The 14,821-nt window shown below is 60.5% G+C and carries 11 protein-coding genes; 2 read left to right on the top strand and 9 right to left on the bottom strand.

What is annotated here, in order from left to right:
- Window positions 1-27 precede the first annotated feature (27 nt).
- Window positions 28-993, bottom strand: coding sequence for a ring-cleaving dioxygenase (locus KB449_RS09045; protein ID WP_282908063.1), 966 nt, complete (start codon window positions 991-993; stop codon window positions 28-30).
- Between the two features lie 73 nt (window positions 994-1,066).
- Window positions 1,067-1,513, bottom strand: coding sequence for a MarR family winged helix-turn-helix transcriptional regulator (locus KB449_RS09040; RefSeq protein WP_282908062.1), 447 nt, complete (start codon window positions 1,511-1,513; stop codon window positions 1,067-1,069).
- Between the two features lie 266 nt (window positions 1,514-1,779).
- Here KB449_RS09040 and KB449_RS09035 point away from each other — a divergent pair, with 266 nt between their 5' ends.
- Complete coding sequence (locus KB449_RS09035) at window positions 1,780-1,932, top strand: DUF1540 domain-containing protein (RefSeq protein ID WP_282908061.1); 153 nt, start codon at window positions 1,780-1,782, stop codon at window positions 1,930-1,932.
- A 112-nt stretch (window positions 1,933-2,044) separates the two neighbouring features.
- Here the strand turns inward: KB449_RS09035 and KB449_RS09030 are convergent, their stop codons facing one another.
- The 4 genes from KB449_RS09030 to KB449_RS09015 form a co-directional block, all read right to left on the bottom strand.
- Window positions 2,045-2,851 carry a pyruvate, water dikinase regulatory protein gene (locus KB449_RS09030; RefSeq protein WP_282908060.1) on the bottom strand — a complete coding sequence of 269 codons (807 nt, stop codon included), beginning with the start codon at window positions 2,849-2,851 and terminating at the stop codon, window positions 2,045-2,047.
- A 23-nt stretch (window positions 2,852-2,874) separates the two neighbouring features.
- On the bottom strand, window positions 2,875-3,522 hold the full coding sequence (locus KB449_RS09025; RefSeq protein WP_282912769.1) for a helix-turn-helix transcriptional regulator: 648 nt from the start codon (window positions 3,520-3,522) through the stop codon (window positions 2,875-2,877).
- A gap of 121 nt (window positions 3,523-3,643) precedes the next feature.
- Complete coding sequence (gene glpX / locus KB449_RS09020) at window positions 3,644-4,660, bottom strand: class II fructose-bisphosphatase (protein WP_282908059.1); 1,017 nt, start codon at window positions 4,658-4,660, stop codon at window positions 3,644-3,646.
- A gap of 140 nt (window positions 4,661-4,800) precedes the next feature.
- Window positions 4,801-8,154, bottom strand: coding sequence for a galactose-binding domain-containing protein (locus KB449_RS09015; RefSeq protein WP_282908058.1), 3,354 nt, complete (start codon window positions 8,152-8,154; stop codon window positions 4,801-4,803).
- Window positions 8,155-8,381: 227 nt separating this feature from the next.
- On the opposite strand from KB449_RS09015, the gene KB449_RS09010 reads away from it, so the two are divergent.
- Window positions 8,382-9,554 (top strand): oxalate decarboxylase family bicupin, encoded by a 1,173-nt coding sequence (locus KB449_RS09010; RefSeq protein WP_282908057.1) that lies wholly within the window; start codon window positions 8,382-8,384, stop codon window positions 9,552-9,554.
- Here KB449_RS09010 and KB449_RS09005 read toward each other — a convergent pair.
- The 3 genes from KB449_RS09005 to KB449_RS08995 form a co-directional block, all read right to left on the bottom strand.
- The gene (locus KB449_RS09005) at window positions 9,551-9,886 is read right to left on the bottom strand and encodes a nitrite reductase (NAD(P)H) small subunit (protein WP_282908056.1); all 336 of its coding nucleotides are present in this window, start codon (window positions 9,884-9,886) and stop codon (window positions 9,551-9,553) included. The genes KB449_RS09010 and KB449_RS09005 overlap by 4 nt on opposite strands.
- 12 nt (window positions 9,887-9,898) lie before the next feature.
- Window positions 9,899-12,346, bottom strand: a complete 2,448-nt coding sequence (gene nirB, locus KB449_RS09000; protein WP_282908055.1) for a nitrite reductase large subunit NirB — start codon at window positions 12,344-12,346, stop codon at window positions 9,899-9,901.
- Between the two features lie 245 nt (window positions 12,347-12,591).
- On the bottom strand, window positions 12,592-14,793 hold the full coding sequence (locus tag KB449_RS08995) for a right-handed parallel beta-helix repeat-containing protein (RefSeq protein ID WP_282908054.1): 2,202 nt from the start codon (window positions 14,791-14,793) through the stop codon (window positions 12,592-12,594).
- Between the last annotated feature and the right edge of the window lie 28 nt (window positions 14,794-14,821).

The following is a 14,821-nucleotide window of genomic DNA, read 5'->3' as shown; positions in this document are numbered from 1 at the left end:
CGTTTTTATTTGTGCAGGTTCGCGCGTTTAGATCGGCTTTAATCCAGCCTCAATGCGCTCGCGTTTCGGTTCCAAGAACGGCGGCAGGGCGAGCCGTTCGCCAAGCCGGTCCAGCGGCTCATCCGTGTCGAAGCCGGGACCGTCGGTCGCCAGCTCGAACAAAATGCCGTTCGGCTCTCTGAAGTAAAGCGACTTGAAATAAAAGCGGTCGACAAAACCCGAGTTGACGAGGCCCGACGACGTAATCTTCCCGATCCACGCGCGCAGTTCCTCCTCGTCCGCTACGCGAAAGGCCACATGATGCACCGCACCGATGCCTTGACGTTCCTGCTTCAGATCGTCGCGCTCCTCGAGATGGATCTCCGAGCCGCTGCCGCCCTCTCCGGTCTCGAATACGACGATATCCGGCTGGCCCGCAACTTCAGAAGCATATTGCCCTTTCCTTCTATAGCCCATCAGCTCGGTCAATACCCGTTCGGTACGATCCGCGCGGAGCACCGTAAGCTGCACCGGCCCGAGTCCGACGATGCCGAATTCCGCCGGCACGTCGCTCTTGTCCCACGGCTTGCCCCCGGCCACGCCGGTATCGTTTTCGTCGGATACGAGAATGAGCCGCTGGCCTTCAGGATCGCGGAAGGCCAGCGTCAGGCGCCCGCCGCGCTCCACGATCTCATCGTGATCGACCTCGAATTGCGTAAACCGATGCTGCCAATAGGTTAGCGCCGCGTCGCCCGGGACGCGCAATGAAGTCGCGGAAATGCTGCTCGTCCCCGGCCGGCTCCGCCAAGCGGTAGGAAACTCGAAAAACGTCAGCTCCGTGCCCGGATTCCCTCGTTCGTCCCCGTAGAACAGGTGATACACGGACGTGTCGTCCTGATTCACCGTCTTTTTGACCAGCCGCATTCCGAGCGTCTTCGTATAAAAGTCGACATTGCCCGCAGCCGTGCCCGTGATCGCCGATACATGATGAATGCCTTTGAGCTTGAGTTCCATCGTCTTCAACCCCCGAGTTAAATTTAATATTCAATGACGGCGCGGTTCGGTCATTCCGTTCGAGCGAGCAAGGCTAGTCTGCCCCGCCCTTGCCAAGCAGCTTGAGCAGGCGGATCGCTTCCTGCTGCTCTTCACCGGTCAGAACACCCATCATGCTCTGAATTTTGCTCGCATGCTTGGGGAAAATGTCGTCGAACATCGCCGTCCCTTTTTCGGTCAGCTCCGCGAACACGACCCTGCGGTCCTCCCGGCTGAGCACCCGGCGGATCAGCTCCTTGTCTTCGAGCTTGTCGATATTGTAGGTCATCGTGCCGCTTGTCAGCAGCATCTTGCCGGCGATCTGCTGGATCGGCGTCCTCCCCTTGGCGTACAGCACCTCCATGATGCCGAATTCCGAGGGGCTGAGGCCTTGCTCGCGCATATCCCGCATCGCTTGGTCCATAAGGCTTCGGTACGCCTTCGACAGTACGACGAACAGCTTCAGCGATATATGGTTATCCGATACGTTAGGATCCGACACGGTCAATCACTCCAGTTCTTATTATCTCAATATCATTTATCTTAAATTAAAGATATCATGCCGATCGAGCCTTGTCAACCCGACATATTCGCTTTAAATGGGGCATACATTGATTCAGACAAGCATATCTGGTAGTATATAAAAGAATAAATACCGCTGAAAATCGAATAACCCCAACCCGATCGGGAAGAGGCAGAGGCTGCGTCAAGCGCCAACTTGACATCCTCGATATTCGATGCTCGGCCCGCGAGAGCGAGGTGAACAACATGGCAAAGGACGTTCGCTGCGAAGTCAATTCCTGCCGCTTCTGGGCGGAAGAGAACCATTGCAGAGCGGAAAGCATCTTCGTCACGATGCACAGCCGCAAGGAGCCTTCCAAGTCCGAAGAGACGGACTGCGGTACGTTTGAAGTGAAATGAGTCTATGATACGTTAGATGAGAAGGAACTTCGCCGGTTCCTTCTTTTCTTTTTGAATTATAACAGGGCTGATAATGATTATCAAGCTTAATTAGAACTTTTGTCAAAAACGCTCACAGCATCTCCAGAATCAATCCCGCCGTCTCTTCGATCGCACGCTCCGTCACGTCGATGACCGGGCATTGAAGACGATCCATGATCCTTCCCGCGAACTCGATCTCCTGTCGAATCCGGTCCGGCGACGCATAGTGCGCTTGACTCGGCAAGCCGAGCGCCTTGAGCCGCTCCGAACGTATGCGCGTGAGTCTCTCGGGATCCATCGTCAATCCGACCAAGAGACGGTCCTTCCCCCTCATGAACAGCTCCTCCGGCGGCTTGACCTCGATCGTGAGCGGATAGTTGGCCGTCCGGATGCCTTTGTGCGCCAGGTAGATGCTAAGCGGCGTCTTGGACGTCCGCGACACGCCGACGAGCACGACCTGCGCCTTGAGCAGGCCGCGCGGGTCCTTGCCGTCGTCGTATTTGACGGCGAACTCGATCGCCTCGATCTTGCGAAAGTAAGATTCGTCCATCTCGTGCAGCAATCCGGGCTGATACTTGGGCGCGTCGTTAAACGTGTCGATGAACGCCTGCATCATCGGTCCCATGACGTCGACGGCGCGAACGCCGAGCCTGAGCGCTTCCTCGCGCATCGTGTCCCGCAGCTCCGGCTGCACCAGCGTATAGGCGATAAGCACGCGCCCGCCGACCGCTTCCTTCAATATGGACTTTACCTCGTCCTCGGTCTTGATATGTCCGAAGCGCCTTATGACCGCCTTATCCGTCGCGAACTGGCGCAGCGTCGCCCGCGCGACCGCTTCGGCCGTATCCCCGAGTGCATCCGAGCACACGAATATCGTATGCTCCGCGTGGTCAGCCATCTTTTCTCCCCCATCCTTGCCTTCTATGTAATCTCGGTCAGATCGACCAGCGCCTGCGTCATCGTCGTCTTGGATACGCGGCCTACGACCTCAAGCAGCGTCCGTCGACCGCCTGCGTCGCCGCCTGCCGGCTGCACGACCGGCATCCCGCCGATCTGATGGTGCAGCAGCTTCTTCGCGGCGTCCCAGAGCGAGTCCTCCGGCGTCACCGTGACAATCCTCGGGAAGCGGGTCATCACCATGCTCACCGGGATCGAAGCCGCATTGGGGTTGCCCAGCGTCACCTTGAGCAAATCCTTGATGGTGACCAGCCCGGCGAGATAGCCTTCGTCATCCGTCACCGACAGAATGCCGGTATTCTCAACGAACAGCGAGATAACGGCGTCGTTCACGCTGGCCGTCTCTTGTATGACGACCGGCCTGCTCATCATGTCCTTCACCTTCAGCGCGACGAGCCGGTCCCGGGCTCTGCCGTCCGCCGACAGCTGGCGTCCGGGAAAGTAACCGACCTTCGGCTTGGCGTCGATCAGCCCGAGCATGACCAGCACGGATAAGTCCGACCGAATGGTCGGACGGCTGATGCCGAGCGATTCGGCGATCTGATCCCCCGTGATCGGGGCATGGCCGCGCACGCGCTCGATTATGGCTAGCTGTCTTGGGGTCAGTTCGATTGGTGCTCCCTCCCGGCTGTCCTAACTATTGCGAGAGCTTCTCCTTGAGGGGACTTCGCCCCCGCCGGACTCCGTCAGGACCTTTTTTCGGAGTGAAGCTATGAATAGTGTACAGGATTGATTAATAGGCCGCAATATTGGGCGAAAGAGTCGCTTCCGAGGTGCGCGAGGCCAGATCGAGCAGCAGCGGCTTGCTGGGCAGATGATGGAGCGAGCGGATATGCCGGATCGTCCGCGTCTTGGCCCGCATCACGATCGAATGCGTCTCCGCGCGGTCTCCCGGCAAGTACCGCACGCCGCCCATGAATTCTCCCGGCGTGACGCCGGTCGCGGCAAAGATGACGTCGCCGGTGCCGACCATGTCGTCCATCGTCAGCACCTTCTCCGGGTCCGCCAGTCCCATCTCGAGACAGCGGTCGTACTCGCGGCTGTCCGCCGGCATGAGGCGGCCTTGAATCTCGCCTCCCAGGCAGCGCAGCGCGGCCGCGGCCAGCACGCCCTCCGGCGCGCCGCCCGAGCCGACGTACAGATCGATGCCCGCTTCGGGAAACGACGGCGCAAGCGCGCCGGCAACGTCCCCGTCGGACAGAAATTTAATGCGTACCCCAACTTCGCGCAGCGTCCGCACGATATGCGCATGCCGGTCGCGGTCAAGCAGCATGACCGTAAGCTCCCGGACGGGCTTGCCAAGATGCTCGGCCGCCGTAAACAGCGTCTTCTCCAGCGGATCCGACAAGCTCACCTTGCCCGCGAGCTCGGGGCCGACCGCCAGCTTCTCCATGTACATGTCCGGCGCGTGCAGCAGACTGCCCTTGCCGGCAACCGCAATGACGGACATCGCGTTGTTCAGTCCGCGGGCCACGATCTCGGTGCCCTCGAGCGGATCGACCGCAACGTCCACTTCGGGTCCCTGCGCGCTGCCGACGGCTTCGCCTATATAGAGCATCGGGGCTTCGTCCATCTCCCCTTCGCCTATAACGACCGTCCCTCTCACCGATACCGAATCGAACATCGCGCGCATGGCGGACGTGGCCGCGCCGTCTGCGTGATGCTTGTCCCCTCTGCCCATCCACGGCGCGGACGCCAGCGCGGCCAGCTCCGTTACCCGTACGATCTCAAGCGCCAGCTCTCTCTCCATGTATCCAGCCTCCGACTTCTAATAGTGTGTATTTTTTATATATAATATACTCTAATTAAGAAATAGTGCAACATAAATAATGAGAAAAAATAAAGAAAAGTGCAGAAACCTGCACTTTTCTTCTTAATAGTATTGGTTATTTAAGTTCCCATGCCGTAATCCGGCGATCCGTAAACCTCGACTTCCGCGTAATGCTGCGACGGGTTATTCTGGTTCCCGTTCGCCCACAAACGGACGTATCTGGCGGTAGTCAACGGAAAGTTAACCGTTTTTCCGGTCGCATTATCCGCGTACAACGCATCCGTACCCGCGCCTTGTCCGGCCGTATTGTCGGCATCGTTGTTAAAGACTGTCGTCGTTGCGGATGCCGGGAAGGCGGGATCGTTGGACAACTGAATAATGACGTCGTAGTAAATTCTGTCAAAGGGTATAAAATGCCATACCTTTACCTGATCGAGCCTGTATTTCTGTCCCAGGTCGAGCTGGATCCATTGCGGGCTGGCAGGCCCGCCTACAGGACCGTCCTGATTCGCGGAAGGGCCGCTTTTGTCGCCGTCCGTGATCCATTCCGGTCTTCCTACAGCTTTGCTGAAGGTGATACGGTTGACGCTTAAGTTAGAAGCCACGTTTTTGCGGCCCTGCAGCGGCGAAGTCGGCGTGACTGCGGGTACGCCCCATGCCTGAACTTCCGTGTAGTGCTGCGTGTCGTACTTCGTATTGCCGTTCGTCCACAACCGGATATACCTGGCGTTCGTCTTTGCAAAAACGATGTCTTTGCCTGCCGCCGTCTCCGCGTACTCGGCGTCGGTCCCCGTTCCTTGGGCTGCCGAGTTGTTGGCGTCGTTGTTGAAGACGGTCGTCTTGGTCGCGAAGGTCGAATCGTTGGACAGCTGCACGATGACGTCATGGTAGGTCCGTACGTCCGTCGGGGTGTAATAATGCAGCAAGTTGATCTTATCCAGCTCGTAGCTTCGGCCCAGGTCGATCTTGACCCATTGCGGTCCGGTATTATCCATGTTGGAGTAAGCCGTCGTGGAACCGTCCGTCAGCCGTTCGGGGAAGCTTAGGGCGCCGCTCGCCGTAATCGCCGTCTTGCCGGACGCTTGGTTCTTATAGACGCCCGGATCGTAATCCGTCATCGCGAACAGGCCTGCATCGTCCGCATAAGCCGTGCCGGCCGCGCCGGCCGCTCTCCAGATGCGCACTCTGGCGGAGGTGTCGGTCGCGCCGGTCGTAAACTCGACTTCCTTGCGCACGTATTGATTGGCCGTGCTTTGAGAGACGTCGATCGCGGCGCCGCCGTAGTTCAGCACGCCTACGTTAATGGCCTGGCCGCCCGTGTCCGTATAAACCCAAGCAACGAACTTATACTTGGTATTCGGCGCAAGCCCCGTCACCAGCTGCTCGACGCCGCCGCCGGCTCCCAGCTTCAGACGCGTCCGTACGCCGCGCTTGCGGAAGTCCGAATTGGCAAAAGCGTTCACGTTACCTTCCGTTACGGTGGCCGTAGACGGCGATGTCGTCCAAGGCGTCCAGCCTTGCAGATTCTTCTCGAAGCCGCTGTTGGAGACGAGGTTCATATACGGCGTCACGATCGGCACGTACGATGCCGGCGCCGTGCCGGAAGTTCCGGCCGTCCAGTCCGTTCCCCCGTACTCGTAAGCGCCGGCATCCGGCGCGGCGCCGATGCTGCCGTCCGTAATGCCCGGGATGAACGATCCCATATCAACGGCGGTCGAATTGGCATTCAGCCGGAAATTCCCGCTTGAAGGGTTCCAGAAGTTAATGCCTTCGTCCGTGATCGTGTTGAAGCCTCGGACCACGTCTGCCGGCAGGGACACTTTATTGGTGAAAATATTGTTGAACACGCGGGTGCCGTATAGTTCTTCTTTGTAAGCGTTGGTCGAATCGCCCCAGTAAGCGACGCTGCCGACCGGGTTGTTAACGACCGTATTGTTGTAGATCAGCTTGTAGTTGCCCGGCGTGTTCATCTGGATGCCCACGTCGTTGTTGTAGATGACGTTGTGATGCGCGACGACGTTTTCGGTAAAGTTGTCGAAATAGAGACCGACCCGCGTATCGTCCGGTACGGTGTCGTGGACGCTGTCGTGAATCAAGTTGTGGTGGATATTGCTGTTGCCGAGATCGGTGCCCCAGGCATAGATCAGCGCCCCGTCCCGGGACAGCCACATGCCGTTCGAAATGTCGTTGTAGGATATTTCGCCGACTCCGACGTCCCAGTAGATAATGTACCGGCCGGAATTTTTCATTTCGTTGCGGCTGATCATATTGCCCGTGCCGCTGGACAGCTTGAGCAGCGGATCGTAGGAAGCCATGTAGGCGCCGTCATGGATCGAGTTGTTCACGATCCGGTTGTTGTTGCCGTTGATGTTGACGAGCGCGCCGGAAGAATAGGCGATCGTGCTGTTTTGGACCACATTGTCGTTGCCGACGATGGAGATGCCGCCGTTCAGCTGGTCGGCATTCGTCGTGCTTTGGGAGTAGTTCGAAAAGTAGACGTATTCCGACTTGACGCCGTCGATGACGTTATTATTCGAGCCGTTCATCGTAATGTTGGCAGCGAATGTCTGGATGCCGGCGAGTTGGATGTAATTTTTTCCGTTCAAATTGAAAGCGGTCTTGCGCTTCTTGATCTCGACGTTTGCGGGCGCGCCGCCGCCGGGCGCCCACAAGTACACCTTCTGGGCAGCCGCGTCCACGTACCATTCGCCGGGCGCGTCCAAGGCTTCCAATTTGCCGCTGAGGAAATAAGTACTGCCAGTCTTCGGGTAAAGCGCGTCAAAGTCGCCGGTTATCGATGAATAAGTAAAGGCGCCCGTGCTGGCATTGTAGCTCGTAAGCTGACTCGTCATCCCCACGTAGGCGCTGCCTCCGCGAACCCAGACTTTCGCGCCGTTCCAGTTCACGCCGGTCGAGATCAGCGCAGCGTCGGTAATCGTATTTTGCGCGCCGGCGTCGGCAACGGCTACGCCGTTCTTCAATTCGGGCAAGCTGTAGGCGCCAATGTTCGGCCACCGCGCCTCCCAAAGCGGCGTGACGGTCGCGCCGTTTTTAATGAACAGTTGATTTTCATTGCCCGGCAGACTCCCGGTGAAATTCGCGGAGTAGATATTGCCGCTGTACACGCTCCAGCCGCTGATCGGCTCGGTGCCGCTCACGACGACGGTCGCGCCGGCAGCCGCCTCGAACCGGATCGGCGCGCCGGAGGTCCCCGTATTCGTCGGCGTGACCGTCTCCCGGTACGTGCCCGACTCGATGACGCACGTGTCGCCCCCCGTCATGACCGTCGCGCACTGGCTGATCGTCTTGAACTTGCTGGCCGAACTCCCCGTACCTGTCAGACTTCCCGAAGAAGCGGACACATAATACGTCGTAGGCGTAGCATTCGCGCCGGGCGGTGGTAAGAACCCTGCCGCTAGCGCAAGCACACCGGCCAGGCTGAGCGTGCGAACCCAATTTGATCGAACAGACATCATACTGCCTCCTCTTGAACCGAATTTGGATTACACCCAGAACATATCAGGAAAACGAAGAAAGGAAAGTGCAAGATCTGCACTTTCCTCCACTGCGGCGACGATCGCCGATTGTGATATTTGAATCGCGCGATTGGACACTCGGGCCCGCACATACGGCCCAAGCCGGCGTTCATACATATGAAGCAGAACGGTATCCCGGCATTAAAATGAAGGAGCTGACGACGATGGAAAACGTCCCCCGCCGACAGTCCGGCCCCATTAAAGCGCCCCAGCCTGTCCGCAAGGACGGCGCGGGCGGTCCCGACTTCGGCCCCCGCGACGTGCTGAGAGATCTGGAGAATCCGGATATGCTCGTGCCGCCCGCTACGGACGCCGGTTTGCTGCCCAACATGAAGTTCTCGTTTTCGGATACGCATATGCAGTTGAACCATGGCGGCTGGTCCCGGGAGATCACCGTGCGGGATCTGCCGATTGCGACGACGCTGGCCGGCGTCAACATGAGCCTCGTACCCGGCGGCGTGCGCGAGCTGCACTGGCATCAGCAATCCGAATGGGCGTACATGATCTGGGGCTGCGCCCGCATCACGTCGGTCGACGCGCAGGGGCGCAACTTCATTGCCGACGTTGAAAAGGGAGATCTGTGGTTCTTCCCTGCCGGCCTGCCGCATTCGATCCAGGCGCTCGCGGAAGGCTGCGAATTCCTGCTCGTCTTCGACGACGGCAGCTTCTCCGACCTTAACACGCTGTCGATCTCGGACTGGTTCGCGCACACGCCCAAGGACGTGCTGGCGGCGAATTTCGGCGTGCCCGAATCCGCGTTCGACGGCCGGCCGGACAGTCAGGTGTATATTTTCGAGGATCGCGTGCCCGGACCGCTCGCATCGGAAGCCGTCGAGTCGCCGTATGGCGCCGTCCCGCTCTCCTTCAAGCACAAGCTGCTTGCCCAGGAGCCGCTGCGGACTCCGGGAGGCAGCGTGCGCATCGTCGATTCCTCCAACTTCCCGGTATCCAAGACGTTTGCGGCCGCGCTCGTCGAGATCGAGCCCGGCGCGATGCGGGAGCTGCACTGGCATCCGAACGACGACGAATGGCAGTACTATCTCTCGGGCCAGGGCCGGATGACCGTCTTCGGCGGCAACGGCACCGCCCGGACGTTCGACGTCAGGGCGGGGGACGTGGGCTATGTCCCCTTCGCGTTCGGCCATTATGTGCAAAATACGGGCAGCGAGACACTGTGGTTCCTCGAGATGTTCCGCAGCGACCGGTTCGCCGACGTCTCGCTCAATCAATGGATGGCGCTCACGCCAAGGGATTTGGTTCAGGCGAACCTGAATGCGTCGCCCGAGCTGCTGAACGCGCTGCGCAAGGTGAAGTGGCCGGTCGTCAAATATCCTTAAGGACGGCCGATATAAACGTCACCGTCTACGAGACGGACGGGGTAGACGGCGACCTGCCCGCAGTCCGGCGCCTGCACGGCGCCGTCCGCCAGGCCGATCCGCCAGTCGCAGATCGGATCGTACAGCACGCCGCCGGACACGATGCCGTCGACGATCGTGCCGCCGCGAGGACCGGGGCTCCGATTTTCCAGCGCGAATAGTTCGCCATTCGTCGTCTTGAATACGGCGATCTCCGACTCGCCGAGCCGCACGAGCTTGCCGATACGCGCCGGAAACTGCTCGACGTTCCCGACAAGACGATATCCAGCCGCCTCCAGTTGTTCTCTTGTCATTCCCGCGCCCTCCTATTCCTTCGGCCCGCCGGCCGGAATGCGAATCTCTCCGAACAACCGCTCGCGGAGGTTGGGATTGTCGAGAATTTCCTGCCAGGGCTCCCTTACCTGTTCGAGCGCCGCTTCCATCCGGTCCGCCAGCGCTTTGCGTCCAGCTGCGTCTTCGACAATGACCGCCTTGACCTTCTCCAGGCCGACCCGCTCGATCCAATCCGACGTACGCTCCAGATATTTGCCCGTTTCCCTGTAATACTGCATGAACGCCGATATGATCTCGATCAGCTCTTCGTCGGTCTTCACCTTGCAGAGCAGCTCGGCCAGCCGGGCCTTGATGCCGCCGTTGCCGCCGACATAGATCTCCCAGGCGCCTTCGTTGCCTACGATGCCGATATCCTTCGTCGACGATTCGGCGCAGTTGCGCGGGCAGCCATTGACCGCCATTTTGAACTTGGCCGGCATGTCGAGCCGCTCGTACTTTTTCTCCAAGACGATGCCCATGCCCATCGAATCCTTCGTGCCGAATCGGCAGAACTGCGAGCCGACGCAGGTCTTGACTGTGCGCAGCGCCTTGGCGTACGCGTAGCCCGAGGGCATGCCGAGATCCGACCATATGGCGGGCAGATCCTCGCGCTTCACGCCGAGCAGGTCGAGCCGCTGGCCGCCCGTCACCTTGACGAGCTTGACGTTGTACTTCACCGCGACGTCCGCGATCAGCCGCAGATCCTCGGGCGTCGTGACGCCGCCGTACATCCGCGGCACGACGCCGAACGTACCGTCCTTTTGAATGTTGCCGTGCATCCGTTCGTTGACGAACCGCGAGTCCTTCTCGTCCGCGTGCTCCTGCGGCCAGATCATGCCCAGGTAATAGTTCAGCGCCGGGCGGCACTTGGAGCAGCCCTCCTTGTTGTGCCAGTCAAGGGCATAACGTACTTCCTTGGACGTGATAAGTCCCTTCTCCTTGATCGCAGTGACGACCTCGTCCCGGCTGAGCGGCGTACAGTCGCAGATCCCCGCCTGCTTGGCTGCCGCCGAGTCGTACTTGTCTCCAAGCGTCAGCTTCAGAATCTGCTCGACGACCGGCTTGCAGCCGCCGCAAGAACGCGTCGCGCCCGTGGTGAGCTTGATCTCGTCTACCGTCGTCAGCTCCCGCTCGCGGATTGCCTCGACGATCATTTTTTTCGTGACGCCGTTGCAGCCGCAGACGATCTCCTCGTCGGCGAGCTCCGCGACGCCTGAGCCGGCCGACACCGCGGCCGCCCCCATGACGATCGCGTGGTATTCGTCGTTCATGACCGCGCCCGTGCGGATCCACTGCTGCAGCCGCGCCGACTGGCTGCTGTCGCCGACCAGCACGCCGCCGACGATGACGCCTCCGCGGATCAGCACCTTCTTGTAAATCCGTCGCCATTCGTCGTGCATGCGAACGACCGTAAGGTCGGATGCGTCCATGAATTCGCCTGCCGAGAACACCTCGACGCCCGAGATTTTCAGCTGGGTCGATACGACCGATCCGGCATACGGCGCGGTATCGACGCCGCACAAGTGCTTCGCCAGCACGGCGCCCTGCTCGAACAGCGGCGCGACCAGTCCGTAGCTGACGCCGCGGTGCTCGTTGCACTCGCCTACCGCGTAGACGCCTTCGGCGGACGTCCGCAGCAGGTCGTCCACGACGATGCCGCGGTTCGTCTCTATACCGCTCGCGCGGGCCAGCTCGACGTTCGGCCGGATGCCGACCGCCATGACGACGAACTCCGCTTCGAGCGTCGAGCCGTCACCGAACCTGATTCCGCTCACGCGCTCCCCGCCGAGGAATTCCTCCGTTTTTTGGCCCATCGCGAACTTGAGCCCCTGCAGCTCGAGCTCCTGCTGCAGCAAATGCGAAGCCGTAGGATCGAGCTGGCGTTCCATCAGCTCGCCGAGCAAGTGCACGACCGTGACGTCCATGCCGAGCTTCAGCAGGCCTTTGGCCGCTTCAAGGCCGAGCAGCCCGCCGCCGATAACCGCCGCCTTGCGGTACTTGCCCGCCGCCTCGAGCATCGTCTCGCAGTCCGCGATGTCCCGGAAGCCGACGATTCCTTGCTTGTCCGCACCCGGAACGGGCAGCATGAACGGCCTGGAGCCGGTCGCGAGAATGAGCTTGTCGTACGGCGTGTCGGCGCCGTCCGCCGTCTTCACCGTTTTCGCCGCCGTATCGATGTGCGTCACCGTCGTTCCGGTGTGGAGCTCGATATCGTTTTCCGCATACCACTCCCGGCTGTTCAATATAATCTCGTCTATCGACTTGCTTTTCTCGAGCACGTATGAGAGCTGGATGCGGTTGTAATTCGGATAGGGCTCGCTGCCGAATACCGTAATCCTGTAGGCTTCGGGAGCCAGTTTAAGGATCTGTTCGACCGTATTGATGCCTGCCATTCCGTTGCCGACGACGATGAGGCGCTGACGATCGCTATGTTGCTGCATGGCCTGACTTCCTTTCGCTGCGTCAGCTTGGACGGCGACGATCGCGACTGCGCTCGCTGCCGATCGGCTGGGCAATTGGCGTTTTTCCTGCTCTCATCTTATACCCCCTCGGAAAATCGCGATGTGACGAAAATCATTGACGAGCCGTTCTATAACGCCGCACAAGCCCGGCACTCAAAAACCGCCGGAGAGGTTCCGGCGGCGTTTGAGCGTTCCATTGGCGATCTGTTTCTCATGCGTGCATTTCAATCGTGCTGCCGGCGCCTGGGCCCGATCAACGACCAGTCGATGTCTTCCCAGCCCAAGCCGTAGGCGGGCGAATCCGGCCGCAGCCGGTAGCCGCCCTCCTCGCCCGAGGCGAATAACGGATCGGCGACGACCGAATTCGCCTCGAAGCGGCCTTCGGAGACCGAGAGCCATGTCTCCCAATCGTAGTCGAAGCCCCAGGCCGGATTTTCGCCCAGCGGCACCGCCGGTTCCGGCAGCTCGCCGGAGATGAGCCGAGGCGCTCCGCCGTTCCAATACAAATTGCGGTCTGCGCGCGCAAGACGCTCCGGGCGCCAATTGACGAAGCCATACATCCGTCCGGCATTCGATACGATGTTGCGCTCGATCGCGAGCTCCCGATTCGCTTCACCGACCATCTCCTGCGTGCCGATCGCATTCACGGCTGCCGGATTGTCGACGATCAGGTTGTTCGCGATTACGTTGCCGATGCCCTTCGCGAAAATGGCCATCCACAATTTGCCCGTATCCGCGCTGTACAGATGATCAAGCACGTTGTGCGTGACCGTAAAGCCGTCGGAAGCGTCGTCGAGATAAATGCCGAAGCCGAACGAAAAACGGATGCCGCTGTGATGCAGCCTGTTGCCGCGAATCAAATTGCCGAGACCGACGCCCCATGACTCGATCATGCCGCCGTCCTGGCTGTCGGTCATCACGTCCGAAATATCGTTGTGCCGGATACGATTATTTCGCGCGAAAAGGAAATCCCAGTGATTGTCCCATGTCACCGGAATGCCCCACAGCGTCTTTGGCATCGCCCCCTGCCGGACGCCCTTCATCGAGATGCCGTACCTCGGCATGTGGGCGATCCGGTTGTGCGCGATGTCGCAGTCGCCGCATTGATACAGCTGGATGCCCGCGCCGTGTCCGACCAGCTCTCCGCCGTGCAGAATCTCGTTGTCCGCGATCAGATGTCCTTTATTCAAATTCGCGGCGTCGGAATCGCGGAATGCGCCTTCCCCAGGCGCATAGCCGACCGCGTAGATGCCGTGATGGCCCACGTGCTCGACGACGTTGCGCGTGAGCTTGACATTCAAGGCGCAGCGATCGAGAAGTACGCCCGACGAGCCGGAAAAGCGAAGCCGACAGCCGTCGATCGCGACGCTGTCGGCGTCTCTGATGTACACAAGTCCGTTGCGCTGGCCGTCGGGCTCTGTGTTGGCCGCCTCTTCGTCCGGGACGATCCGGTAATCGTCGTAAAAGTCGGTGAATGCCAGCTCCAGCCCGCGTAGGGCGATGCCCGAGACCGGTTGGCGCTCGCCGTCCCCGACGATCTCGACAACGCGATGCAGCGCAGGTGCGATCACGCGCTGCTCGAGCGGCGTTCCCGTAACGGGACGGTAGTAAAGCACGCGGGAAGCCTCGTCGAAATGAAATTGTCCCGGCTCGCGCAGGAATGCAAGCGAGCCTTGCAAGTAATAGCGAGACCCGCCGCCTATGCCCCAGGTAGCCGGGCGCGCAAAGTCGATCCGGCGCTTCTCCGCATCCGCCTTGCGGACGGGGATCGTCTCGGAGAACCAGTTCCACTCGCCCTCTCCAGGCCAAACGAACGCCTGCATGCCTGCGCATACCGTCGCGGCCTGTTCGAAAGCGGCCGCGTCGCCAGCAGGGAGCACGCCGACGCAGATGCCGTCGCGTTCGCTTGCGGGCTCCGTCTCGTAGTAACCGACGGCCGGCAGCCTCGCCTTGTCGATGCGCGCGCCGTCCGCGTACAGCGTGCGCGGGCGAACGCCCTGGGGCACCTTTGCGCGCCAGATGCCGTTCTGCCACGGCTCCCAGTCCGCAATCGCGACGCCTCCGCTGAGAATGGGCGGTTCGGCGCCGTCGCTTTCGTCGTCGCAGCGGTACGCGACCTGGCAGCGGCCGCCGCCCGTATCTGCGCTGCCAAGCCGCAGCGGCTCGGACAGCGCATAGGTCCCCGCGCGGATTCGGACGTCGATCCGCCCTTCGTATCCGGTGCCCGCCAGCGCGCGTGCCGCCGCTTGCGCGGCGCGTATCGTCGGGTACGGACGCGCGGGACTGCCGTCCGCCGACTCCTCTGCGCAGCCGGCCTCGTCGCAGGCGTCGACGTAAATCTCCGCGACGCTCCCGTCAAGCTCCTCAACCTCCCGAATCAAGCTGTCGCTCCCGCCGCCCGCGACTCCCTTTTTCCAATCGTCCATCTCGGTCGTCTCCTCCCCGGCGCATGCC

Origin of the sequence: Cohnella hashimotonis (assembly GCF_030014955.1) — a bacterium.
Taxonomy (GTDB): Bacteria; Bacillota; Bacilli; order Paenibacillales; family Paenibacillaceae; genus Cohnella; species Cohnella hashimotonis.
The sequence above is the reverse complement of the archived record's forward strand: the minus strand, read 5'-3'. Positions and strand labels throughout refer to the sequence as shown.

Coding starts and splice junctions, on each gene's coding strand:
- KB449_RS09045 (WP_282908063.1), bottom strand. CDS start 993: ATGGAACTCAAGCTCAAAGGCATTCATCATGTATCGGCGATCACGGGC.
- KB449_RS09035 (WP_282908061.1), top strand. CDS start 1,780: ATGGCAAAGGACGTTCGCTGCGAAGTCAATTCCTGCCGCTTCTGGGCG.
- KB449_RS09030 (WP_282908060.1), bottom strand. CDS start 2,851: ATGGCTGACCACGCGGAGCATACGATATTCGTGTGCTCGGATGCACTC.
- glpX (WP_282908059.1), bottom strand. CDS start 4,660: ATGGAGAGAGAGCTGGCGCTTGAGATCGTACGGGTAACGGAGCTGGCC.
- KB449_RS09015 (WP_282908058.1), bottom strand. CDS start 8,154: ATGTCTGTTCGATCAAATTGGGTTCGCACGCTCAGCCTGGCCGGTGTG.
- KB449_RS09010 (WP_282908057.1), top strand. CDS start 8,382: ATGGAAAACGTCCCCCGCCGACAGTCCGGCCCCATTAAAGCGCCCCAG.
- KB449_RS09005 (WP_282908056.1), bottom strand. CDS start 9,886: ATGACAAGAGAACAACTGGAGGCGGCTGGATATCGTCTTGTCGGGAAC.
- nirB (WP_282908055.1), bottom strand. CDS start 12,346: ATGCAGCAACATAGCGATCGTCAGCGCCTCATCGTCGTCGGCAACGGA.
- KB449_RS08995 (WP_282908054.1), bottom strand. CDS start 14,793: ATGGACGATTGGAAAAAGGGAGTCGCGGGCGGCGGGAGCGACAGCTTG.